This window comes from Enterococcus sp. DIV1682a, from assembly GCF_051711005.1.
Lineage (GTDB): Bacteria > Bacillota > Bacilli > Lactobacillales > Enterococcaceae > Enterococcus_B > Enterococcus_B hirae.
Genome location: NZ_JBIOLT010000001.1, coordinates 2,569,595 through 2,592,311, shown reverse-complemented (window position 1 = coordinate 2,592,311; position 22,717 = coordinate 2,569,595). Strand labels below are relative to the sequence as shown.

At 36.8% G+C, this 22,717-nt stretch carries 20 protein-coding genes; 14 read left to right on the top strand and 6 right to left on the bottom strand.

Annotation, left to right across the window (positions count from 1 at the left end; translation table 11 throughout):
* Positions 1-93: 93 nt before the first annotated feature.
* Both IGJ23_RS11820 and IGJ23_RS11815 read right to left on the bottom strand, forming a co-directional pair.
* The gene (locus IGJ23_RS11820; protein WP_010720957.1) at positions 94-405 is read right to left on the bottom strand and encodes a DsrE family protein; all 312 of its coding nucleotides are present in this window, start codon (positions 403-405) and stop codon (positions 94-96) included.
* 12 nt (positions 406-417) lie between these two features.
* The gene (locus IGJ23_RS11815) at positions 418-678 is read right to left on the bottom strand and encodes a metal-sensitive transcriptional regulator (protein WP_010737033.1); all 261 of its coding nucleotides are present in this window, start codon (positions 676-678) and stop codon (positions 418-420) included.
* A gap of 170 nt (positions 679-848) precedes the next feature.
* On the opposite strand from IGJ23_RS11815, the gene IGJ23_RS11810 reads away from it, so the two are divergent.
* The 6 genes from IGJ23_RS11810 to IGJ23_RS11785 all read left to right on the top strand — a co-directional run bounded on the left by IGJ23_RS11810 (position 849) and on the right by IGJ23_RS11785 (position 9,195).
* Positions 849-1,160 (top strand): rhodanese-like domain-containing protein, encoded by a 312-nt coding sequence (locus IGJ23_RS11810; protein ID WP_063627589.1) that lies wholly within the window; start codon positions 849-851, stop codon positions 1,158-1,160.
* The gene (locus IGJ23_RS11805; RefSeq protein ID WP_438775007.1) at positions 1,161-2,816 is read left to right on the top strand and encodes an FAD-dependent oxidoreductase; all 1,656 of its coding nucleotides are present in this window, start codon (positions 1,161-1,163) and stop codon (positions 2,814-2,816) included. It abuts the gene before it with no gap.
* A 75-nt stretch (positions 2,817-2,891) separates the two neighbouring features.
* Complete coding sequence (locus IGJ23_RS11800) at positions 2,892-5,027, top strand: HelD family protein (protein ID WP_438775006.1); 2,136 nt, start codon at positions 2,892-2,894, stop codon at positions 5,025-5,027.
* A gap of 293 nt (positions 5,028-5,320) precedes the next feature.
* Complete coding sequence (locus IGJ23_RS11795; protein WP_053766223.1) at positions 5,321-5,830, top strand: hypothetical protein; 510 nt, start codon at positions 5,321-5,323, stop codon at positions 5,828-5,830.
* The gene (locus IGJ23_RS11790) at positions 5,830-7,134 is read left to right on the top strand and encodes a glycosyltransferase family 2 protein (RefSeq protein WP_063627586.1); all 1,305 of its coding nucleotides are present in this window, start codon (positions 5,830-5,832) and stop codon (positions 7,132-7,134) included. The genes IGJ23_RS11795 and IGJ23_RS11790 overlap by 1 nt, the downstream gene beginning before the upstream one ends.
* 189 nt (positions 7,135-7,323) lie before the next feature.
* Positions 7,324-9,195 carry a glycosyltransferase gene (locus IGJ23_RS11785; protein ID WP_438775005.1) on the top strand — a complete coding sequence of 624 codons (1,872 nt, stop codon included), beginning with the start codon at positions 7,324-7,326 and terminating at the stop codon, positions 9,193-9,195.
* Positions 9,196-9,259: 64 nt separating this feature from the next.
* Here the strand turns inward: IGJ23_RS11785 and IGJ23_RS11780 are convergent, their stop codons facing one another.
* Positions 9,260-10,138 (bottom strand): cation diffusion facilitator family transporter, encoded by an 879-nt coding sequence (locus IGJ23_RS11780; protein ID WP_438775004.1) that lies wholly within the window; start codon positions 10,136-10,138, stop codon positions 9,260-9,262.
* A 294-nt stretch (positions 10,139-10,432) separates the two neighbouring features.
* Here IGJ23_RS11780 and IGJ23_RS11775 point away from each other — a divergent pair, with 294 nt between their 5' ends.
* Positions 10,433-11,890, top strand: coding sequence for an NAD-dependent succinate-semialdehyde dehydrogenase (locus tag IGJ23_RS11775; RefSeq protein ID WP_010737042.1), 1,458 nt, complete (start codon positions 10,433-10,435; stop codon positions 11,888-11,890).
* A 75-nt stretch (positions 11,891-11,965) separates the two neighbouring features.
* Here the strand turns inward: IGJ23_RS11775 and IGJ23_RS11770 are convergent, their stop codons facing one another.
* The gene (locus IGJ23_RS11770; protein WP_002317103.1) at positions 11,966-12,922 is read right to left on the bottom strand and encodes a glycosyltransferase family 2 protein; all 957 of its coding nucleotides are present in this window, start codon (positions 12,920-12,922) and stop codon (positions 11,966-11,968) included.
* 171 nt (positions 12,923-13,093) lie between these two features.
* Positions 13,094-13,447 (bottom strand): PepSY domain-containing protein, encoded by a 354-nt coding sequence (locus IGJ23_RS11765; protein ID WP_002317104.1) that lies wholly within the window; start codon positions 13,445-13,447, stop codon positions 13,094-13,096.
* Positions 13,448-13,645: 198 nt separating this feature from the next.
* On the opposite strand from IGJ23_RS11765, the gene pepA reads away from it, so the two are divergent.
* The 4 genes from pepA (at position 13,646) to ytpR (ending at position 16,993) form a co-directional block, all read left to right on the top strand.
* Complete coding sequence (gene pepA / locus IGJ23_RS11760) at positions 13,646-14,725, top strand: glutamyl aminopeptidase (RefSeq protein WP_010720947.1); 1,080 nt, start codon at positions 13,646-13,648, stop codon at positions 14,723-14,725.
* A gap of 536 nt (positions 14,726-15,261) precedes the next feature.
* Positions 15,262-15,582 (top strand): thioredoxin family protein, encoded by a 321-nt coding sequence (locus tag IGJ23_RS11755; protein ID WP_002317106.1) that lies wholly within the window; start codon positions 15,262-15,264, stop codon positions 15,580-15,582.
* A gap of 29 nt (positions 15,583-15,611) precedes the next feature.
* Entirely contained in the window at positions 15,612-16,079 is a 468-nt protein-coding gene (locus IGJ23_RS11750) for a universal stress protein (protein WP_438775003.1), read from the top strand.
* 308 nt (positions 16,080-16,387) lie between these two features.
* Positions 16,388-16,993, top strand: coding sequence for a YtpR family tRNA-binding protein (gene ytpR, locus IGJ23_RS11745; RefSeq protein ID WP_010737044.1), 606 nt, complete (start codon positions 16,388-16,390; stop codon positions 16,991-16,993).
* A 57-nt stretch (positions 16,994-17,050) separates the two neighbouring features.
* Here the strand turns inward: ytpR and IGJ23_RS11740 are convergent, their stop codons facing one another.
* Positions 17,051-18,337 (bottom strand): S1C family serine protease, encoded by a 1,287-nt coding sequence (locus tag IGJ23_RS11740; protein WP_010737045.1) that lies wholly within the window; start codon positions 18,335-18,337, stop codon positions 17,051-17,053.
* A 452-nt stretch (positions 18,338-18,789) separates the two neighbouring features.
* Here IGJ23_RS11740 and rlmH point away from each other — a divergent pair, with 452 nt between their 5' ends.
* The 3 genes from rlmH (at position 18,790) to IGJ23_RS11725 (ending at position 22,717) form a co-directional block, all read left to right on the top strand.
* On the top strand, positions 18,790-19,269 hold the full coding sequence (rlmH, locus tag IGJ23_RS11735) for a 23S rRNA (pseudouridine(1915)-N(3))-methyltransferase RlmH (RefSeq protein ID WP_002317110.1): 480 nt from the start codon (positions 18,790-18,792) through the stop codon (positions 19,267-19,269).
* A gap of 98 nt (positions 19,270-19,367) precedes the next feature.
* On the top strand, positions 19,368-20,633 hold the full coding sequence (locus IGJ23_RS11730; RefSeq protein ID WP_438775002.1) for a PD-(D/E)XK nuclease family protein: 1,266 nt from the start codon (positions 19,368-19,370) through the stop codon (positions 20,631-20,633).
* A gap of 1,067 nt (positions 20,634-21,700) precedes the next feature.
* On the top strand, positions 21,701-22,717 hold the full coding sequence (locus IGJ23_RS11725; RefSeq protein WP_438775001.1) for a hypothetical protein: 1,017 nt from the start codon (positions 21,701-21,703) through the stop codon (positions 22,715-22,717).

Sequence of the window (22,717 nt, the reverse complement as noted above, 5' to 3'; positions counted from 1 at the left end):
GTTTGAGTTCTTTTACTTGATGAGGGGATGGATTTCCGCTCATTGTTTTAAATTCTGTAGGAGAACCTTGCTTAACTCTCGAAGCTAGTAGTCTTAAGGTTTGATATAAGCATAGCCTTTTTCTTGTAATTCAATGAGGTCTAAAATACCAGCTGGTACCACGATGACTTTTTCAGGCAAGGATTCTGTACTGATATGATTGCCACGTAGCGCATTCGCACAAGCGTGGAAGGTAACCCCTAAAGCAAGAAATTCTTCATTTGCTGGATCAAGGTAGCCGGTGATGCCTTCACCGTTGACACTAACCACAATCGTCGTTTCAGGAGCGATTTTCAATAGGTTCTTGACGTTATTCATCGTTTCATGCCACTTTCTCGTTTCATCGATATGAAAAACAACTTTCATTTGAGCCTCTCCTTATTTTTTGATGATCAAGTTGATCGCTTGTTCCATTTTTTTGGCTTGCTCTTCTGCGCTGTTTTCTGGATGCTCCAAACAGTCTTTTAAGTTTTCTGCCACGATCATTCCCATGACACGATCAATGCTAGAACGAACGGCACTTAATTGTGTGATAATTGCCATACAGTCTTTCTCTTCTTCAATCATCTTTTGGATGCCGCGAATTTGTCCTTCTGTTCGTTTTAGTCGATTGATGATGTTCTTGTCATTGATTTCCATTTGAAAACCTCCTTTATGCTTCTAGTGAGATGATACCCTATGTAGGTATATTTTGTAAATAATTATGACGATTTAAAAAAACTAGAATTTGAATAGTTGACAATTCTCTCTTTTTTGTGTTGAATATACCCCATAAGGTATTTACAAAAATAAAAAAGGTGGAAATCAAGATGTCACTATTTCAAACAGTAAAATCAATCTCAACAGCGGAATTAAAAGAAAAATTGAATGGTTCTATTCAGTTGCTCGATGTAAGAACACCAGCGGAATACCAAGGGGGGCATATCAGACAAGCGAAAAATATTCCACTTCAACGTATTCTAAGTTTCAAAGGAAAACAAGAAGCGCCTGTCTATGTCATCTGTCAATCGGGAATGCGGAGCAAACAAGCTACGAAAGAGTTGAAGAAAATGGGGTATGATGTTATCAATGTACGTGGTGGAATGAATCAATGGTTTGAACCAACAGTAGGAGGGAAATAAATGAAAATTGTTATTGTCGGCGGGGTAGCAGGGGGGATGTCTGCTGCTACTAGATTACGTCGTTTAAAAGAAGATGCTGAAATCGTCGTGTTTGAAAAAGGACCGTATGTCTCATTTGCCAATTGCGGGTTACCTTATTATCTCTCTGGTGAGATCAGTGAGAGAGAGAATCTTTTGGTACAAACACCAGAATCATTGGCTGCTCGTTTTCAATTAGATGTGCGTCCCAATCATGAAGTCACAGCCGTTTATCCAGATGAAAAGAAAGTTGAAGTTTTATCTGACGGGAAAAAATGGCAGGAGAGTTATGATGTATTGCTTCTTTCCCCAGGGGCAAAACCAGTCAGACCAGCTATTTCAGGATTAGCAGAAGCCAAAAATGTTTATACTGTTAGAAATGTACCGGATATTGATTTGGTAATGACTGCTCTTGAAGAACAACCCAAAAAAGCTGTCGTAGTAGGGGCAGGCTTTATCGGATTGGAAATGGCAGAGAATTTAAAAAAACGTGGACTGGCAGTTTCAATTGTAGAACTGGCACCACATGTCCTGCCTTCTTTAGATGAAGAAATGGCGGTGCATATCCAAAATGAACTCATTAAACAAGGCGTCCATGTCCAAACAAAACGTTCTGTCACTGCTTTTGAACATGGTGGCAAGCAGTTACGCTTGGATGATGGCACAACGATCGATTCTGATTTAACGATCCTCTCAGTAGGCGTTCAGCCAGACAGTACATTGGCAAAAATGGCTGGACTTGAAACAGGGCTGCGTGGGGGGATCGTAGTCAATGAATACTACCAAACAAGTGATCCTTCCATCTATGCGGTGGGAGATGCCATCGTTGTCAAACAACAAATTACAGGTGCCGATGCGTTGATTTCTCTTGCTTCTCCTGCTAACCGTCAAGGGCGACAAGCAGCAGATAATATAGCGGGAATCGTTCGTAACAATCGAGGAAGTCTTGGTACGTCAATTGTGCGGGTCTTTGACCTTGCTGCCGCTTCTACTGGATTAACAGAAAGAATGGCCCAACAAGCCAACTTACCTTTCTCAGTAGTCCATGTTTCTGGGAAAGACCATGCTAGTTACTATCCTAAAGCTACAGATATTTTGTTAAAACTGATCTTTCATCCTAAGACAGGTGAAATCTATGGCGCACAAGGAGTCGGTGCCAAAGGTGTTGATAAACGAATCGATAGTTTAGCCACAGCCATCAAAGGACAACTAACGATTTTTGATTTACCGGAATTAGAATTTACCTATGCGCCACCTTTTGGTTCTGCGAAAGATCCAGTGAATATGTTGGGATATGTGGCCATGAATGTCGCAGAAGGGCTAAGCGAGACGATCCAATGGCATGAATTGCCAGAAGCACTTGCACAAGGAAAAATTTTACTCGATGTTCGTAATGAAGGCGAGTTGCAAAACGGTGCTTTTAAAGATGCGCTGAATATTCCTTTAAATGATTTACGCTGTCGATTGGCGGAATTAGACCATGAGAAAGAATACATTGTCAGCTGTCATAGTGGACTACGTAGTTACTTAGCAGAACGTATCTTGAAACAAGCAGGCTTTAAGGTGCAAAATCTCGATGGCGCCTTTGCTTTGTATCACGCTGTTCGTCCAGAAGACTTGATTTATCCAGAAAAATAGAGCTTTGCCTTGCATTCTTAGTAAAATGGCGCTAGACTGGTTAGTTCTACTACTTCGAATCAAAGGAGAATGTGTATGGTCAACACACGAAATTTAGAAGAAGCCTATCTAGCGTCAGTTTATCGGCAATTACTAGAAAAGCAGGAAGAGTATCAGCAACTATTACAAGAAACCAGTGCGTACGGACGGGATTCTTTACAAACGATGTCCGAAGATATTCGGCTCAATTTTGATAGTTATTTAGACAATCTTGATACGTATTCACTGATTGAGATGAAAAATCGCGAAATCGATCAATTGAATCTCAAGATCCAATCAGCTAATGAGACTTTGAAAAAAATCGAACGGCTATTGATGAGTCCCTATTTTGGGAAGATCGAAATTGATTTTTTAGAGGAAGAAGCACAAGGGAAAAACAGTCACGAAGCTTTTTATATTGGGACGGCTAACTTTACTAATGATGAGGATGAAACCTTGGTTTATGATTGGCGTTCGCCGATTGCTTCTCTTTTCTATAACAATGATTTAGGTCAGTCTTCTTATTTAGTGAATCAAAACCAAATTGAGGTAATGATCCATGAACGACGTCAATTTATCATCAAAAAAGATCAATTGCTCCACTTTTTTGACACCTCGGTAGCAATCCAAGACGATGTCTTACTTGATGCTTTAGAACAAAGTGAGACGTCAGAGATGAAGGCAATCACGGCTACGATCCAATCCGAACAAAATACGATCATCCGAGACACTACAAGCCAAAATATCTTAGTCAATGGCGTGGCAGGCAGTGGGAAAACCTCAACGATCATGCAGCGAATTGCTTATTTGCTTTATCAATACCGAAACCAACTTTCTGCGGATGATTTGCTGATTTTGTCACCGAACCATCAATTTATTGATTATATCGGTAAGGTATTACCTTCGTTAGGTGAAAAAAATCCGTTGAATGTCACGATGCTTCAGTTGGTGGATCAACTTTTTTTAGGGAATGTTGAGTCAGAAAAAGCTTATTTTCATCGGATTACGCAGACGGATGTGGATGACCAGACAGCAGTTCTCAGAAGTCAGGCATTTATGAAGCAGATCGAGCAAGCGACTTCCTTGTTTACTGAACAGGCTGATTGCTTTTTAGCCATCAAAAAGAAGGAAAAAATCGTGATCTCAAAAGAAGTGATCAAAAAAATCTATGATAGCACGCCCGATTACCCGAATCTAAGAGAAAAACTTCAAGCGACTAAAGACCGATTGTTGCGCTACTGGGAAAAGCAATTGCTGAAACAAGCAGGTAGTGACGCCATTAAAGATCAATTATTATCCTTACCAGAAGAGATGCAACAAAAGTATTTCCAACAGTTGATCACCGATGAATCGCCAGAGAAATTAGTCAGTTATGGCAAACAATTGCTTCAAAGAAAATATCGAACAGTAACGAAACAAATCAAACAGATGGCGTGGGTCGATGAACAATTTTTATTTGAGGAGATTTATCAAAGTTACACTGGGAATAAGTATCAGCGAACAACTCCTTGTACATTAGATGAAGCCGTCGCACGTTTGCATGTACGCCATCTGCTGATCGAAAAAATCACCCAAGTCAAAAAGTTCGTGTTGATCGATGAGGTGCAAGACTATACGAGTGCGCAACTTTTGCTCTTGTTAAACGTCTTCCCCAACGCTCGCTTTACACTCGTAGGAGATGAAAATCAGGGGATTTTTAATTCCACGACTTCTTTTGAAGCAATTGAAAGCTATTTTTCAACGGCTGGACGATCTGTAACGAGATATGATTTATTGAATAGTTATCGTTCAAGCGGGGCAATCACGACTCTCTTTACCCAATATTCAGGGGAAAAAGAAAAGATCGCTATTGTTCCCGTTCGTCCTTATGGGGAAGAGCCGGAATTTGTGACTGCAGCGACTTTCGATCAGTGGCTCAGTCAGGTCAATGAACGACAACAGCACACGGGTGAACAATTAACAGTCATTACATTGGAAGAACAGCAAGCCGCAATGATACAACAAAAAGTAGAGCGGAACAATCAGCTGAACATCCAAGTACGCCCATTGAGTCTTTCTAAAGGACTCGAATTTGATCACGTACTGATTTATCTAACAGCTGAACCGAATACCCCACGTGAAAGAAGGCAAATGTACACGGCTATATCTCGAGCAATGAAAACTGTCGTTATTTCTTTGGTAACAGATCAATAGAGAAAAAACAAGTTATCTTTAGTGAGACTCGCTAAGATAACTTGTTTTATATTTTTATTATTTTAGTTATTTTAATTTATTAAGAAAACCTTAACGTCAAGATCAAATCTCATACATATTTCAAGAAACAAGCTACTATTAAATAAACAAATTTAAATAAATACAATAAAAGTAAAGTATAAGTAAGGTCTAGTTGGTCATTTTGATGAATTGTTCGTCTAGCTGTCATCATCAAAAAATGTAAAGGTTTTTATAAAAGGGGACTAAATTTATTTTTTAAAGGTGGGAGAAAAATGAATACTCGAATAAAACGTGAAGAAGTAGCAACTCTTTTGATTAAGGATAAGTTTTTTGCCAAAGGAAATCGACGGTTAAAAATCAAGCAATGGATTGTTGCGATTCTAGGATGGTGTGGCGTGATTTTTCCATTTGTTTGGGTAACTATTTCGTTTCGGGCTTCAATGAAAGGGAGAGGATTACAATGGCATTCGTTTCCGGAAGAACGAAAAACGTTTTCTTTTTTGTTGCTATTTTTAGCGGTTGCTTTTTTAGGCTTTGTTCTTTTATTCTTATTCATGACTCGTTGGAATAATCGTCGTTACCAAACGATGCTAAGAAGTGAAAAAATGTATGATGAAGAAAAATTAGAAAAGCGTCGAGATATTTTAGAAACGGAATTCAGCATGCGCTTTGGTCCTAAGGAAGAGCGTGAGGCAGTATGCTATTACGTAGTATCAGAAGAGCAAAATCTTGAAAAAGATTTGATCGAAAACCTCTACAAAAACGAGGGGGTCGAACTCTAATGGTCAGAGTCATTCATACAGGTAATGAACTACTGGATTTTGTAGCTACGATCATTTATTTTATCCTTGTTTCTTACCCAATCCTTGGCAGTTTTGCATGGTTTATTGGGGTATTATGCTATTCGTTTTTATTTAAATATAAGCACATTGATTGGGCGGAGATTCCGACAGAGGTCGAACCGTTTATCACGATCATGGTACCGGCCCACAATGAAGAAGTGGTGATTGAAGACACAATCGATTATTTAATGACAAAAATCAATTATGGGAATTATGAAGTGTTAGTGACAGATGATGGTTCAACGGACGAAACCCCGGCAATATTAGCTCGTTTACAAAAAAAATACCCCAAATTACGAGTGATCCGCATTGATAAAAATAAGGGGAAAGCTCACGCATTTGATATTGGGATGGCTTTTGCCAAAGGTCGGTTGATCTTAAGCAATGATGCGGATACGGTACCTGAACCAGATGCTTTGTCAAATTATGTGAATTACTTTATTCGCCCTGGTGGTAGAAATATCTCTGCTGTTACTGCCAATATGGACGTGAAAAATCGTACGTCTTTACTTGGAAAATCCCAGACTGTTGAATTTTCGAGCATCGTAGGGATCATCAAACGAACACAAGCAGGTGTACTTGGCGGTCTTTATGCGTACAGTGGGGCAAATACTATGTATCGAAAAGACGCATTGATCGATGTTGGCGGCTTTCGTCAAGATCGGGCGACAGAAGATATCAGTATTGCGTGGGATCATCAGCTGAATGGTTGGATCTCAGTGTTTGCCCCAACGATCATTTTTTTTATGGAAGTCCCAGTAAGTTTGCCGATGCTTTATCGTCAGAGAAAACGTTGGGCAAAAGGGGGGACGGAAGTCTGGTTGACGAATTTTAAAAAAGTCCTCTTCCATCCTTTTGAAAATATCGGCAGGACGTTCATGTTTATTGATCAAACTTTTAGTATTATTTGGTCGTTGTTCTTTTGTATTTCATTTTTCGTTTTTATTATTTTAATGGGTATTTATCTTTATCAAGGAAATTTTGAACAAATCTATCGGACATTGACGATTAGTTTTCTGTTTGTTTGCTTCGAAATGATCTCAGGCATCCTTCAACTGATTGCATCTTTGGTGGTAGACGATCAAGGAAGAAAATTGAAATATATGTTATTTGCCCCATTGTATATGTTGTTATTCTGGATGGTCAATGCGATCACTATCATGACGACCTTTATCCCAGCAATCAAAACGATTTTAGGATACGGAAGTGGCACATGGAAAAGTCCAGAACGAAAAAGTGAATGATGCAACTGAAAAGGACTAGCAAACAAGTGACTGTAGCAGAAGACGAAAGTCGTCTTTTACTACAGTTTTTTTGGTGCATAACTAAATGATTTAAAAAAAAACAGCTAAATGATTCAGAGAAACCGTTTACTAACTGTTTTTTATAATAACCATTATAATGTTTAATATAAACATAAAGGAGGAGATAATGTGGAATTGTACTATCTGACGGGGTTGTTTTTAATAATTATATTGTTGTATTTGTTGGCAAAAAAATATGATTTTGTCAAACAACTTTTTTCAAAGATCACGATTACTTTTTTAGTTGTTTATTTGATATGGCGCTTGTTTTATACCATACCAATAGATAGTTCTGTTTCTTTAATATTTGGGATCATTCTTTACATTGCAGAATTTATCGGGTTATTTGTCTACGGTTTTTTTATTTACCTATTTTCGAATAAATTGTCAAATGAACATCTCTATGAGGCCTATGACGAGAGTTTTCAACCAAGTGTTGCGGCGTTTATTTGTACGTATAACGAAAATAGTAAATTAGTGATCGCCACGGCTTTGGCTGTCAAAGCGTTACGATATCCCAATAAAAAAATATATATTTGCGATGACGGTCATCGTGAGGAATTAAAAGAGATGGCAGAACGTTTTTCCATCGGTTATTTATCACGAGAGGGCAATGAGCATGCGAAAGCTGGCAACATCAACTATGCACTCTCACAAACGACTAGTGACCTCGTACTACTATTGGATGCAGATTTTATTGTCAAAAAAAATATCATTTTTGAAGCCGTTAATTATTTCAAAAATCCTAAAATGGCACTCGTTCAATATCCTCAAACCTTCTATAATAAAGATCCATTTCAGCTTTTAAGAAATTCCTTTTATAATGAGCAAGAATTATTTATGCGCTTTTTGGAGCCAGCTCTTTCTCGAGAAAATGCCCTGATCCATATCGGGACAAATGCAATTATTAGAAGAAGTGCTTTAGAAGAAATCGGTGGGGTTCCAACGAATAGTATTACAGAAGACATGGCGACAGGGATGTTGTTACAAAATGCCGGTTACGAGACCCTCTTTATCAACAAGGCTTATGCATTGGGAATTACCCCTTATACAGCGAAAGAACTAGCTTCCCAACGCTCGCGTTGGGCACAAGGTACGAAGCAGATTTTTGACCACTTCAAGCCACGAAAGTTAAAAGGGTTGTCATTGATGCAAAAATTATGTTATTACAACTCTTATTTGTATTGGTTTACTTCTTTCCAAAAAATTATTTTTTTATTAGCTCCTACGCTGTTTATGGTTTTTGATATTTTTATTGTAAGAAGTAACAACCATCAATTGTTACTATTCTTTTTACCGCCGTTTGTTATGATCACCTTATCCTTTAGGTTATACGTGCCTAAAATAAGAAATCTGACGAGTTCTCACATTTATGATTGCTTTGTGGCACCGATCCACACAGGAGCATTATTAAAAGAATTTTTCAAACCACAAAAGAAATTCAACGTAACGAAAAAAGAAATTGTCGGGAGTAACGCATTTGATTGGCGTACGGTGTTACCGCATATCGTTCTTTTTTGCTGGATTCTTTTTGCTTGTATCATTGCTCTTTACCGATTGATTCGTGGGGAAGGCTATGAATTTGGTTATATTGTTACGTTAGTATGGTCAGTCTATAATCTTTATGGCTTGTTTTATGCCATCACGATCGGTAAAAACCGAGATATTGAAAGTGACAGTGAAGCATTAAGTATTACAGTCAATCGTCAGTTATCCTATGATTCGAAAATTTTTGAGATGTATCAAATGAGTTTTAATGGCTTTCGGATCAGAACGGGTGGGGAATCATTCATTCCGGGAGAAAACTATATGTTTGTTGATCAACAACAAGGGTTGCAGATTACTTCAGTGTGTCGAGAAACACAGGAAGCTTACACCACTTTCTCATTTGAAGATTTGACCCCACAATCAGCGGAAGAACTAGCGAGTTATTATAGTGACCAGCTGAATGCTGCCAAACAACTAGAATTTGATATGGAAGATGATTTAGTAGAAAGCTAAAAAAGAAGAATCACTCGCTTTTCAAAAAAGGCGAATGATTCTTTTTTCATTTTTTATCAGCTATTCAAGACTTCTCCACAGGCTCGACATGTACATCTGTTTCGTGGACTTGGAATTGTTCAAATAAAGTGTGTTCGATCAAATCAGAAATATCATGACTTTCTTTGACAGTCAAATTAGGGTCCATGGTAACAGTGATATCTACATAAGTATTTGAACCATAAGTACGCCCTTTGATACTCTTCACGCTTTGGACTGCCGGGATGTTATTGACTGCTTGTTTGTAGCGCTCTAATTTTTGTTGATCAAAGCCATCAGATAAAGAAAAGGAGCTTTCTCTAAAGATATCAATCGCTGTTTTTAAAATCAATAAACCCACGACGATTGCAGCGGCACTATCCAACCAACCCAAATTGAAGGAGGCCGCAAACACTGCCACGGCTGTACCGATACTTGTCCACGCGTCACTAAGATTGTCTTTCGCAGCAGCTAATAAACCAGGACTGTTGACTTTTGTGGCTAGTTTTTTATTAAAGAGATAAACCCCGTACATGATCAGCGCTGAGACAATCCCAACAATGGCTGCGGTCATATCGGGTGATTCCATTTTTTTGTCAGTAATCGAGAGAATCGAAGAGTACAAGACTTCCAGACCAACCAATAACATAATAAACGAAGTGATTAAACTCGCAATATTTTCGGCTTTCCAGTGACCATAGCGATGTTCAGTGTCTGCAGGTTTGCGTGAGATTCTCAAACCAATCAATACAGCAACTGAAGCTAGGATATCCGTAAAATTGTTTAAGCCATCGGCTCTTAACGCTTCAGAATTTGCGAGATTCCCGATAGTCAACTTCAGTATCGAGACTACGATATAAGCGACAATACTGATGATTGCACCTAATTCTGCTTGTTTCAATTCTTTATATCTGTCTTTGTTCACACATTTTCACTCCAACATAAAGTATTTTATTATCTTATAATATTTTCGAATAAAATCATTAAAAGTGTGGAAAATATAATGGTTTTGGATAGGCGAAATTTGGAACTATCCCGAACTTAACTGAATCGATAGGAGCAGCGAATCAAAAGGGATCAGCTATGATGGCACCTGCAGTAGATTCAGAAATCAGCTAAAAACAAAAAGCAGGAAAGTCATCTGATGCGTATGCTTTGAGCTTTAAATTTAACCGTGTTAGGGTAGATTTGTACCGAATAAGAAGGAGGAAAGAGACACATGGCAAAAAGAGATTTACCAAAAGTCGAAACTCGTCTTTATATCAATGGCAAATGGCAGACAGGAACAGAAGGTACCTTCGAGGTGATCAACCCTGCAACAGGTGAAACCTTAGCGAATGTTCAAAAAGGTGGAGAAAGTGAAACCCACGAAGCAATCAAAGCCGCTAAGAAAGCATTTGAAGAGTGGTCAAAAACTTCTCCTGCTCAACGGGCAAAATTAATGAACAAGATGGCAGATCTAGTGGAAGAAGACAGTGAACGTTTAGCTACGATCATGACGATGGAACAAGGAAAGCCACTCAAACAAGCTGCTTCAGAAATCAACACGAATGTTGAAAATTTGCGGTGGAATGCTGCCGAAGGGCAAAGAATCTTAGGCGAGATCATTCCTTCTCCGGCAACCAATGAATGGCAAGTACGTAAAGAACCAGTTGGAGTAGTAGGTGCAATCACTCCTTGGAACTTTCCATCCAATATGATTATCCGTAAGATATCTCCAGCAATCGCGGCTGGCTGCACGGTTATCTTAAAACCAGCAAAAGCGACACCGCTTTCTGCATTGGCGTTAATGGAGCTTTTTGATCAAGCTGGCTTTCCTCCAGGAGTCGTCAATATCGTGACTGGAGACTCCTCAACGATCGGTAAAATTCTAACCGAATCAGAAGACGTGCAAAAAATCACTTTCACTGGTTCGACAGAAGTAGGACAAATCTTAAATAAACAAGCAGCATCAACGTTGAAAAAAGTTTCCATGGAACTAGGCGGACATGCGCCGTTGATTATTTTTCCAGATGCAGATTTAGAATTAGCAACGGATCAATTGATCAAAACAAAATTCATCAATAACGGACAAGTATGTACGTCGCCTAATCGAATTTTTCTTCATGAAGCAATCAAAGAAGAAGCTACGAAATTGATCGTCGAAAAAATCAAACAAGTATCCGTTGGTAATGGCTTAGATGATCCAACGACAGGACCTTTGATCAATCAAGAAGGTGTAGAAAAGGTAGAAGAACAAATCAAAGATGCCGTAGATAAAGGAGCCAAGATTTTAGCAGGTGGGCAACGACTGACAGAAGGCGAGTATGCGCATGGCTATTTCTTTGAACCCACTGTTTTGGATGGTGTCACGAAGGAAATGGACATCTTTTATCAAGAAACCTTTGGACCAGTCATTCCGTTGATTGCTTTTAAGGAAGAAGAGGAAGTGATCAAAGACGCCAATGATACCATCTTTGGGTTAGCTTCTTACTTCTTCGCAACGAATATCCATACGATCGCGAATGTTAGCCAAAAACTCCAATATGGGATGGTCGGTGTCAATGATACAGCTATTTCAAATTCAGCTACGCCATTTGGAGGGGTCAAGCATTCAGGCTTTGGTCGGGAAAATGGAACTTACGGTGTGGAAGAATATGTAGTAGCGAAGTTTGTGACGATTCGGACAGCTAAATAACTAGCGTATCAAAAAGCAAAAAAATAACCAAAGAAGCTAGATTCTTCCCAGCTAGTTTCTTTGGTTATTTCTACGTTATTTCTGTTGTTCTTGCTTTCGACATTCATGATAGACATGATAGAGATTTAGTTCATATTCTTTTTTGGCATTCGTTACAACAGTATCTAAAATCAACCCAGTAACTAATGAAAGTAAGGCAAGGATCATCAATCCGGTACTTAAAATAGCAGAAGGTACCCGTGTGATAAAGTGAGTCAGCATATACTCTCGGATCACTGGGACGCCGGCAAATAAGCCGAATACAAAAAAGAAAAAGGTCCAGATGCCAAAAAACATCAATGGTTTGTAGTCTTTCCACATTTTAACGATCATCATGATCACTTTGAATCCATCAGAAAATGTATTCAGTTTCGATTCACTGCCTTCTGGACGATCTCGGTAATCGATCGGCAATTCGACCAATTTGAATTTTTTGTCTAAGGCATGGATCGTCAGCTCAGTTTCGATTTGGAATCCGGAACTCATAATCGGGAAACTTTTGACAAAAATACGATTAAATCCTCGATAGCCTGTCATGACGTCTCGTATTTTTGTTTTATATAATCGTGTGATTGTGTTTTTCACTAAATTGTTCCCAAAATCATGAAACGGACGTTTGTTTTCGTCAAAGTAAGTCCCATTTGAAAGTCGGTCACCAATTACCATATCCGCTTCACCTGAGCGAAGTTTATCCAGTAATCCATGCACCGCTTCGGCAGGATAGGTATCATCACCATCAACCATGAGATAGTAATCTGCATCAATATCAAAAAACATTTGCCGAATGACATTTCCTTTCCCTTGTCTTGGTTCTTTTTTGACGATTGCCCCACACGCCACGGCAAGTTCATAGGTGGTATCAGTCGAATTGTTGTCATATACGTAAATCTCTGCTTCCGGTAATTCTCGTCTAAAGTCTGCAATGACTGTTGAAATCGTCGCTTCTTCATTATAACAAGGAATCAGAACAGCAATTTTCTCTTGTTGTTCCATTTTTCACTCTCCTTAAATCATAGAAAACAAAATCTCTATTAAGAATACTGTATCAAATTCTTAAATGCTAGTACCTAGAGAGAATTTTCACTTCTTTTTGTTTCTATTGTAAAAAGCCCCGTATAAAACCACTATTTTTATGTTAATGGTGATGGCTGAGGCTTCGCTTTATTAAATCAATTCATTCTTTTTTCTTGAAATCTCTAACACGGTGCCGGTATACGCATCCGCTAAAAATTCGTAGCAAATGATTTCGCCGTCTTCCAGGCGGGAAATCCCTCCACGATAAGCTTTGGAATGGATCGCAAATTTTCTAGTCGGTTCTTTTTCAAATGAGATCCAAGACCCCTCGATGGAGCCTTCTTTTAAGAATGATTCTTTGACTTGTTCTAAGACTTGATCGGCTGATAACGTTTTCTTACGTTGATACAAAACCATTGAAGTGATGCCACTGATTAAACCAAGTCCGATACCTATAGCAAGACCGTTTTTAAAATTATTTGACTCACATTCTTCAGAATACATACGTCTTACCTCCTTCTTTGTCCAAAAAGATTATCTTCATTTATTCTACCATACTCTGTGTTTTTCTTAGAAATAAATAACCGCTATCAATTAAAATAAGCTATAATAAATGTGAGTGATTGACTAAGAGCAATACAAATTAGTCAGTCAACTATAAATTTGAGAGGAGCATAGTCTGAATCTTAGGCGAACTTTATTATGGATGAAAAAACATTTCAACGAATCAAAGAGTTAACAGAACTTCAAGGAACAAGTGGTTTTGAACAAGACATTCGTGCGTATATGGAAGCGCACATGGAACCCTTAGTGGACGAATTACAACTAGATGGTTTAGGTGGAATCTTTGGCTTACGCCAACATGAAGAGGCAGATGCCCCACGTGTGATGGTTGCGGCTCATATGGATGAAGTAGGATTTATGCTAACCCAAATCCAGGACAACGGTTTATTCAAAGTTGTACCTTTAGGTGGCTGGAATCCGTATGTGGTTTCTGCTCAACGCTACACATTGAAGACTTCTTCTGGCAAAAATTACCCATGTATTTCTTCTTCTGTTCCACCACATTTATTACGTGGAACAAGCGGCCAAAAATCAGTGGAAGTGACAGATATCTTATTTGATGCTGGTTTTGAATCGCGTGAAGAAGCAATGAGCTTTGGCGTATTGCCAGGCGATACGATCGTACCATTCGCTGAAACCATCAAAACGGCTAATGGCAAAAATATCATCAGTAAATCATGGGATAACCGCTATGGTTGTACAATGGTGTTAGAAGCGTTAGAAGCGCTGCAAAATGAAAAACTAGGTCATACATTGATCGCAGGAGCAAACGTGCAAGAAGAAGTTGGCTTACGTGGATCAAAAGCTTCTGTCAACAAATTCAAACCTGATCTATTCTTTGCAGTCGATTGCTCAGCAGCAGACGATACGGTAACGAAAAAAGGGACATTCGGACATCTAGGTGAAGGAACCTTGATGCGTATCCAAGACCCAGGATTGATCATGTTACCACGCTTGCGTGAATACTTATTAGACGTGGCTGAAACAAACAACATTCCTTACCAATACTTTGTCTCAAAAGGCGGCACAGATGCAGGTGCGGCACATACACAAAACGAAGGAATCCCAAGTACGGTGATCGGAGTCGTAGGACGCTACATTCATACACATCAAACAATGTTTAGCATTCGTGACTTTGAAGCAGCAAGAGAGATGTTGATCCAAACATTAAAAGGATTAGACAAATCGACTGTCAATACGATCGTTTACGGAAAATAAGAATACATCCTTTAAACGAAGTGAAACGAGAACCATGGATCGTGGAACAGAGATAAGCGAAGGATAGTATAAATAGTTAAGAAGAGGCTGTGAAAGAAGCGTTTAGCTCCGAGCGAATAAGAGAGGATTTTTTAAAATAGCTCCTCATATTTTAGAAAATCATCGCTTATTGTTGAGGAGTTGCTTCTTGAACGCCGTGAATCAGAGGTCGTGAAAACATCGGGTAGCTCTGATGACAATAAGAAAGAATTTTTTGAAACAGCTTCTCATGTGTTGAAAAATTCAGGCTTATTTCAAGGAGCTGATGTTTGAACACCGTTTATACGTTTTTAGAGATACTAGAAGAGACTGAGACAAGTTTTGTTCCGGTCTCTTCTTGTTTTGTCGTCAGTCAGTAAATACGGGGGAAATCGGTGAATCGTTTTTTTGGTTGATGCATCTGAATTTTTTGAATACAAAAGTGAGGACTGGTTAGGAGTTGGTGACTTTTAAAGAAAGGTGTATAATTTAAATATAAGAAGAAAAGAGGGACAGCAATGATTATTCCAGAAAACTTAGAAGAATTAGCAGGTTACGTTGAAAAAGGGAACAGTGTCTTTTTCTTTACCGCAGATTGGTGTGGCGATTGTCGCTTTATCAAGCCTCAAATGCCAGAAATAGAAAATGATTTTGCCGCATGGCGTTTTATTGAAGTCGATCGTGACAAATACATAGATGTAGCCGCTGAGTGGAACATTTTTGGAATCCCAAGTTTTGTAGTGATCAAAGACGGTAAAGAATTAGGTCGTCTAGTGAATAAAGATCGGAAAACAAAACAAGAAATCGAGGATTTTTTAAATCGTGTGACGAACGGCTAACATCTGGATATTTGTTAGGAGGGATCAGGATGGAACAAGAATATAAAAATATTTTGGTCGGGATCGATGGAAGTGAGCAAGCACTTTCTGCCTTTAAAAAAGCAGTTGAGGTTGCTCGAAGAAACGATGGAACCGTCTATGTAGCAAATGTGATCGACCAACAATTTTATAATTTCATGGGCTATGTCCCAATAGATCAAACGCTAGTTGACCAACAAACAGAAGCAGCGAAACAAATGATCGAAGACTGCAAAGCATATGGAAAAACAGTTGACTATCAAAAAATCGAAGGAATCGTCGCTTATGGTTCTGTTAGAGAATCAATGGCAGTCAACTTACCAAAAAAATATGCGATCGATTTGATCATGGTCGGTCAATCAGGATTAAATGCGGTTGAACGATTTATGACAGGTAGTGTTTCCAGCTATGTCATCCGCCGAGCACCATGTGATGTCTTGATTGTCTTTGATGAAGTGGAGAACAACACCGACAATTAAATACGTTAACTAAGAGATAGTGATAGGCCTAGCTCTGAGAAATAAGCCGGAGAATCCAAAAATAGTTCCTCCTATTTTTGGGATTCTCCGGCAAATTTTCTGATAGAGCGACTTTTTGCATGCTGTTTACTCGTTTTTAGAATGAAGGGCAAGATATCTTTCACAGGCTCGTTGCTATTGAAAATTCTTGCAATTCCATAAATAAGAAAATAGTTGTTCGCACTTTTTTTGAAGAATGAAAAAAAGCATGCACAAAAACTTTTTTTTTGTTAAGATAAATGTCAGCAAAGGATAATGGAGGAAAAAACATGATTTTTGCTTATAATAAAGCGCACGTGGGAGATACCTTGATGGTCATCGTCTCAAATGACAACGGAACCGAAAATACGGTCATCCGTAAATGGAATGTTGCTCAGATCAAAGATGAAACAGGACAAATCGTTGGCTGGAATTTTTTCCATATCTCCGACCATCTTACGATCGAAGGTAACGGACAAGTCAAACTAACAGAAGAACAAATTGCACAGTTGAACCGCTTGATCAAAGAAGCTGGTTTTGAAGAAACTCTAACAGAAGAAAATGAACCAAAAATCGTTGTTGGCTACGTCAAAACTTGCGTACCACATCCTGATTCTGATCACTTATCGATCACTGAAACACAAGTAGGAAAAGAGGAAGTCTTACAAATCGTTTGTGGCGCTCCGAACATCGAAGCAGGACAAAAAGTCGTTGTTGCCAAACCAGGAGCTATGATGCCTGATGGAATGATGATTTGGCCAGGAACATTACGTGGGGTTGAAAGTCACGGAATGATTTGTTCGGCGAAAGAATTACAATTACCAGATGCACCCAAAGAAAAAGGGATCCTTGTTTTACCAGAAGATGCAGTGATTGGCGAAGCATTTCCAAAATAAGCAAAAAACAGCACAGTTGCCGAGCAACCGTGCTGTTTTTGTATAGGAAATTAGTTATTAGTTACCAGAGTTCTCTGATTGGCTTTGTTTTAATGCAGATTGATCAATTGTTAATTGAATCGTTGTTGTTTTCTTTTCTTTTCCGCGATAGTAAGTGACCTTCACTGAATCGCCGACTTTTTTCTGATACAAGACAGATTGTAATTCTACACCAGAAGAAACATCAGTATCATCGATTTTTGTAATGACATCATATTGTTTCAAGCCAGCTTTTTCTGCAGGTGTCGCCGGTTGAACGCTGGTAACAATCACACCATTTGTCACAGACTCAGGAATTTTCAAGATTTGTTCTTGTTGTTGGGTTGAAACGGCTGAAAGGTCAACCATTGTGATCCCTAGAGCAGGACGGGTTACTTTTCCATCTTTTTCAAGTTGGTTGATAATATTTACTACATCGTTACTTGGGATCGCAAAGCCCATTCCTTCCACGCTTACACCTGATGAAGAAGCAGAAGTACTTGCAATTTTACTTGAATTGATCCCGATCACTTGACCTTCAATATTAACTAATGGACCACCAGAATTACCAGGATTAATCGCAGCATCTGTTTGGATCGCATTGATATTGACCGTTTGATTTGACTCGTTCGTGCTGGTTACTTGGCGATTCAATGAAGAGATAATCCCCGAAGTCACAGAGTTGGCATATTCAGAACCTAGAGGAGAACCAATTGCGATCGCCGGTTCACCCACTTTCAATGAATTAGAGTCACCAAATGAAGCAACTTTGTTCACTTTATCTGCACTGATTTTCAAAACGGCTAAGTCAGAATAAGCATCCGTCCCGACTAATTCAGCTTTGACTTTTGTTCCATCTTTTAATAAAACTTCTAATCCTTGTTGTCCTTCCACTACGTGATTATTCGTTACGATATAAGCGGAATTACCACTTTTTTTGTAGATGACACCACTACCTTCACTAGAAGCCTCTAGATTGCTATCATCAGAACTTTCTTGTTGTTGTTGGCCAAATAGTTGACCGAAGCCGTTGGTCCCTTGATTTTGGCTTTGAAGATTGATAACAGATACCACCGCATCTTGGACTTTATCGACCGCATTCGTAATATCTGAATCGACATTGACTTTGACATTCTCAACGACAGTTTCGCCCGCTGAATTTTGATGACCACCCGAATTTGACGCTGCGTTTCCAGAACCCATGACAGCATAAAAAATACCAGCCGTTACCAAGCCCCCAATAATTCCACCGACTAAGCCTAGACCCAGCTTACGCCAGATTCCATTATTCTTTTTCATTTTTGGTGTCACATCTTTTCTCTCCATGTGATCTGCCTCCATTTATCATTTTCTTCTATCTCTAAGTATAGACTTATTTGTTAAGATTAGTCTACTTGGAGACTATGAACTTTTTATGAAAAACTTTAGGAAAAATCATTGCGTTCAGATGAAAAAACAAGAAAAAAGTTTTCCACAAATCCTGTGTAGAAATCAGCGGAAAACTCGCAGAAAAACAATACCCTTTTTTATCCACAAGATGTGGACAACGTGGATAAATTAGTGCAAAACATACGTTTGCTTAAGAAATACTTATAAAATAAGCCAAAATCATCGTCTTTTCTGTGGATAAACCTGTGGATGATGTGTATAACTATGTGGGAATCTTTAAATAAATAAAAAATAACTCGCTTTTTCTTTTAGTAAACATTTCGTTATAATAGAAAAGAAGGAAATACGAACAACGAACAATGAAGAAGACAAATGAAGGAGTAAAGCAATTGAATATCAAAATCATTTCAGTCGGTAAACTAAAAGAGAAATACTTGATCCAAGGAATCAATGAATACGTCAAAAGGCTGCAAGCATACGCTAAAATCGAACGAATCGAAGTCCCCGATGAAAAAGCACCTGAGAACTTGAGTGAAGCTCAAATGCGCCAAGTCAAAGAAAAAGAAGGCGAACGGATCTTGAGCAAAATCAAAGAACAAGAATACGTCTACGCACTAGCAATCGAAGGGAAAAATCCAACCAGTGAAGCTTTCGCCAAAGAAATCGACCAACTAGGAATCCAAGGGAAAAGCCAGATCACTTTTGTCATCGGTGGCTCACTCGGCTTAAGTGAAGCCGTCATGAAACGCAGCAACGCCCAAATCTCATTTGGTAAAATGACCTACCCCCACCAACTCATGCGCTTGATCCTCGTCGAACAAATCTACCGCGCTTTTCGAATCAATGCGGGTGCGCCTTATCATAAGTGAGGAGATTTCTAAAAGAAAAATATACTGTTAAAAAGATAATGCAGACATAGAAGCAAATACGTAAAATTTTAGTTAGAATAATTGTAAGGAGAAAAAATATGATAGATGAGAAAAAGTGTTTAAAAAATTTATTGGAGGACATGGATAATATTGAAGAAAGTCTATCTAAATGGACCGGAAAAACAAACATATTTCAGATTCTTAACCTATCTAAAAATGAAATAAGACATAGTAATTTTTTAGCTTTTTTATTTGCTCCAAATGAATCCCACAATTTATCTGATGATTTTTTTAAAATGTTTTTGAAAAGGTATATAGATTCTAATGACGATAACAAAGTCGCTATTAATTATTTTGATGCATTACTTAATAGCTATGAAGATTTAATTGCTTATAGGGAAAATAATAATATTGATATTTTATTGGTATCGGAAAAAAATAGAATAGTGGTGTGTATCGAAAATAAAATTCTGTCTTCAGAGTCTAGAGGACAACTTAATAAATACCAAAGATACGTAGAACGCAATTATTCTAATTATAAAAAAATTTTTGTTTTTTTAACGCCAGATGGAATTGAACCAACAAATCCAAGTTGGGGCATAATTACTTACAATGACATCGTTGAAATACTGGAGCAATTAATGCAGAAGAATAGTATGGAAAAGAAAGTACATTATTTGATAAAAGACTATGTTGATATTTTAAGGAGAAATGTCGGAATGGATAATGAAATCAAAGAAATCGTTAGAAAAATTTATCAACAACATAAAGAAGCATTGGATCTAATATTTGAAAATATACCAGATAATTTAAGTTTAATGAGTGAATTATACATTGAAGCTTTGGAACAGCTTGCTAAAGAAAATGAAATAATTTTTGATCCTAAGTATAGCGGAAAATCTATAGTGAGATTCCAAACACCAGAATTCACTGATTTATTTCCAGATTTACCTTCGAATTGGCCAGGGGGATGGAATAACCACCAAATATATGCTTTCGAAATATTAAATAAAGGAGGAAATAGTATCGGAAAGATAAAGCTCGTATTTACTGGTAAGATTCCAGAAGAAAATAAAAAAATTGTTGAAGAACTAATGTTAACGACAGGGGTAAAAAAGAAGAAAGAAAATTGGGAATGGTGGAATGTTGCCGAATGGAAAATTAACAATGTGAATGCTAGATTTATTGAAGAACTTTATACAAAGATAGAAAATGAAGGAAGGGATCAGGTTGTAAAAGAAATCAGGAAATCACTTGAAAAAAGTTTAAAGGATATAAAAGGAAAAGCCAGTGAATTCGAAAAGATAAAAAATAATTTGTATATAGAGGAGGTTGAGCCAAAAGTGTTTAGTATCAAGAAATAAGAAGTAATTTCCGAAGATGCTACTTTTGACTCACCGTTTATTCGTTTTTAATGATATTAGAAGAGACTAAGAAAAATTTTGTCTCAGTCTTGGTCTCATTATCTTTGTAAAATTGCAAGCTTAGAGTTATTTACGTTACTTTCAAATATATTCAGGTCAGTGAAATTAACGCAAATTTCATCAAGTAAGTTACTTATAATTACTGTAATTCCTTCTATTTGTGTAAGCGTATTTATTTGATTCAGAGCATTGTTTTCCAAGATCAATCCAAAAAAAGAATCAATCTTGATTTATTCGGTTTAGATTGATTTTTGCTGAATTTATTTCAATTTTAATTCACCAACAGTGCTTGTTGAAGACCCAATTAATAGTAAGTTCTGTGTAACTCCTTAGAAATATCATTCACTTATGATATGAAGCGCCTTATTATAAGTGAGGAGATTCTAAAAAGGAATAAGCTATTATATGAATGATGTAAGGTATATAAGTAATAGATATGGTAAAATAAATTGATTTTCATATTCAAAATTTTTCTGATAAAAAGACTAATATCCTTCAAAATGAAGGCATTATTATATGTGAGAAGCTTATTTAAATACGATTGTTATTACAAAAAAAGATTTGTACTAAAACATGAGTATTAATAGATGAACTAGAAGCATCCCTTGACAATGCATATGTTAATAAACTAAAAGAAAATATTCAAACTTAATCTCCCAAAATTGAGTATTATATTAGTTTATAAATAAAATAAATTAAATTTTATTTATATATTATAGTCAGGAAAAGACTGGAATATGTATTAGTGATGTCAAAATGTGCTCAGAGATTTAATGATAAAAACACTATAATATTTTTGATAATTCTAAATTCAATTAATACAGTTAGCATTGTAAATATAAAAGAGAGTTTAAAAATAGAATTACAAACTAGTTGTTCTTTGATAAAATGAAGAACGTTATTGGTAAAATATTTAATTATTTAAGAAAAAAGAATGTGAGTGTTGATTTTATTTATAACGTCCATGTGTTGATCATTATTCTAGAAGCTATGAAAAAGGTGAGACAATGAATACGAAATATGAAGTTTTTGTAAAAAAAATATTAGCTGGGTTGTCAAATTTAGAGTTATCAAAGTTAGTAAATAATAAAAGAATAAAAATATCAGGTTTTACAAAGGTAACAGAGAAAAATAGAGATTTTATACTTAATTCATTAATGAATAAAAAAAACATTGACACCATATATGAACTAATGATTAATAAATCTGTTTATACAATGTCTTTAGATTTAGAAATAAAAGATGATAAAAATTTATGGAATTTATTCAATAATATGAGTGATACTTTTAAGGGGAGTTATTCGGAATATACATCTCTTTTTTTAATTAAAGTTTATCAAGAGTTTGGATTGGAGGTTGCATTAAATTTTTTTATTGAGAACGAAAATCAAATAGAAAAGAATGAAAAAGAAAAGATGATTTCAAATTCCTTTATTGACAAAAAGGAATTCGAAAATATGAAAAAAATGTTGTCAATCATGAAAGATAATGAAACGAAAAGCAATAGTAAAATAAAAAAATTAGAAAAAGAGAAAATTAATTGGAATGATGTAGAGAAAAATTTAAATAGTAAAATTAAAGAACTGGAAGAAAAATATTTTTATGAGCTGAAAAAGAATAAACAGTTGGAAGATGATAAAAAAATATTAGAGAAGCGAATAGAGGAAAATAAGTTAGAAGTCATTAAGTTACATGAAACTGTTAAAGAATTAGAAATTATAATAAGTAATCTAAATAAACATAATAAAGAAAAAAGCATGGAAGAGATCGTGAATAATAAGGTATTACTAATAGGTAATCCTAAAAATAGTAAACTAATTAATAATAAACGTTTTGTTGTGTATGAGAATGAAGATTTAACTGAATTGATAATGGAAATAAATTCTAATAATTACGAAGAAGTATGGGTACTAGAATATTTACTTTCTAGACCATTTATTAAAGAGATAAAAAGAGCAAATTTAGAAGTATCAAAAAAAATGTTTTCTTCATTTATAGAGATAATTAAGGAGATTGAGAAATAA

What these genes read in the sequence shown, in the direction of transcription:
- IGJ23_RS11820 (WP_010720957.1), bottom strand. Translation starts at nt 405, where the DNA reads ATGAAAGTTGTTTTTCATATCGATGAAACGAGAAAGTGGCATGAAACG.
- IGJ23_RS11815 (WP_010737033.1), bottom strand. Translation starts at nt 678, where the DNA reads ATGGAAATCAATGACAAGAACATCATCAATCGACTAAAACGAACAGAA.
- IGJ23_RS11810 (WP_063627589.1), top strand. Translation starts at nt 849, where the DNA reads ATGTCACTATTTCAAACAGTAAAATCAATCTCAACAGCGGAATTAAAA.
- IGJ23_RS11805 (WP_438775007.1), top strand. Translation starts at nt 1,161, where the DNA reads ATGAAAATTGTTATTGTCGGCGGGGTAGCAGGGGGGATGTCTGCTGCT.
- IGJ23_RS11800 (WP_438775006.1), top strand. Translation starts at nt 2,892, where the DNA reads ATGGTCAACACACGAAATTTAGAAGAAGCCTATCTAGCGTCAGTTTAT.
- IGJ23_RS11795 (WP_053766223.1), top strand. Translation starts at nt 5,321, where the DNA reads ATGAATACTCGAATAAAACGTGAAGAAGTAGCAACTCTTTTGATTAAG.
- IGJ23_RS11790 (WP_063627586.1), top strand. Translation starts at nt 5,830, where the DNA reads ATGGTCAGAGTCATTCATACAGGTAATGAACTACTGGATTTTGTAGCT.
- IGJ23_RS11775 (WP_010737042.1), top strand. Translation starts at nt 10,433, where the DNA reads ATGGCAAAAAGAGATTTACCAAAAGTCGAAACTCGTCTTTATATCAAT.
- IGJ23_RS11770 (WP_002317103.1), bottom strand. Translation starts at nt 12,922, where the DNA reads ATGGAACAACAAGAGAAAATTGCTGTTCTGATTCCTTGTTATAATGAA.
- IGJ23_RS11765 (WP_002317104.1), bottom strand. Translation starts at nt 13,447, where the DNA reads ATGTATTCTGAAGAATGTGAGTCAAATAATTTTAAAAACGGTCTTGCT.
- pepA (WP_010720947.1), top strand. Translation starts at nt 13,646, where the DNA reads ATGGATGAAAAAACATTTCAACGAATCAAAGAGTTAACAGAACTTCAA.
- IGJ23_RS11755 (WP_002317106.1), top strand. Translation starts at nt 15,262, where the DNA reads ATGATTATTCCAGAAAACTTAGAAGAATTAGCAGGTTACGTTGAAAAA.
- IGJ23_RS11750 (WP_438775003.1), top strand. Translation starts at nt 15,612, where the DNA reads ATGGAACAAGAATATAAAAATATTTTGGTCGGGATCGATGGAAGTGAG.
- ytpR (WP_010737044.1), top strand. Translation starts at nt 16,388, where the DNA reads ATGATTTTTGCTTATAATAAAGCGCACGTGGGAGATACCTTGATGGTC.
- IGJ23_RS11740 (WP_010737045.1), bottom strand. Translation starts at nt 18,337, where the DNA reads ATGGAGAGAAAAGATGTGACACCAAAAATGAAAAAGAATAATGGAATC.
- IGJ23_RS11730 (WP_438775002.1), top strand. Translation starts at nt 19,368, where the DNA reads ATGATAGATGAGAAAAAGTGTTTAAAAAATTTATTGGAGGACATGGAT.
- IGJ23_RS11725 (WP_438775001.1), top strand. Translation starts at nt 21,701, where the DNA reads ATGAATACGAAATATGAAGTTTTTGTAAAAAAAATATTAGCTGGGTTG.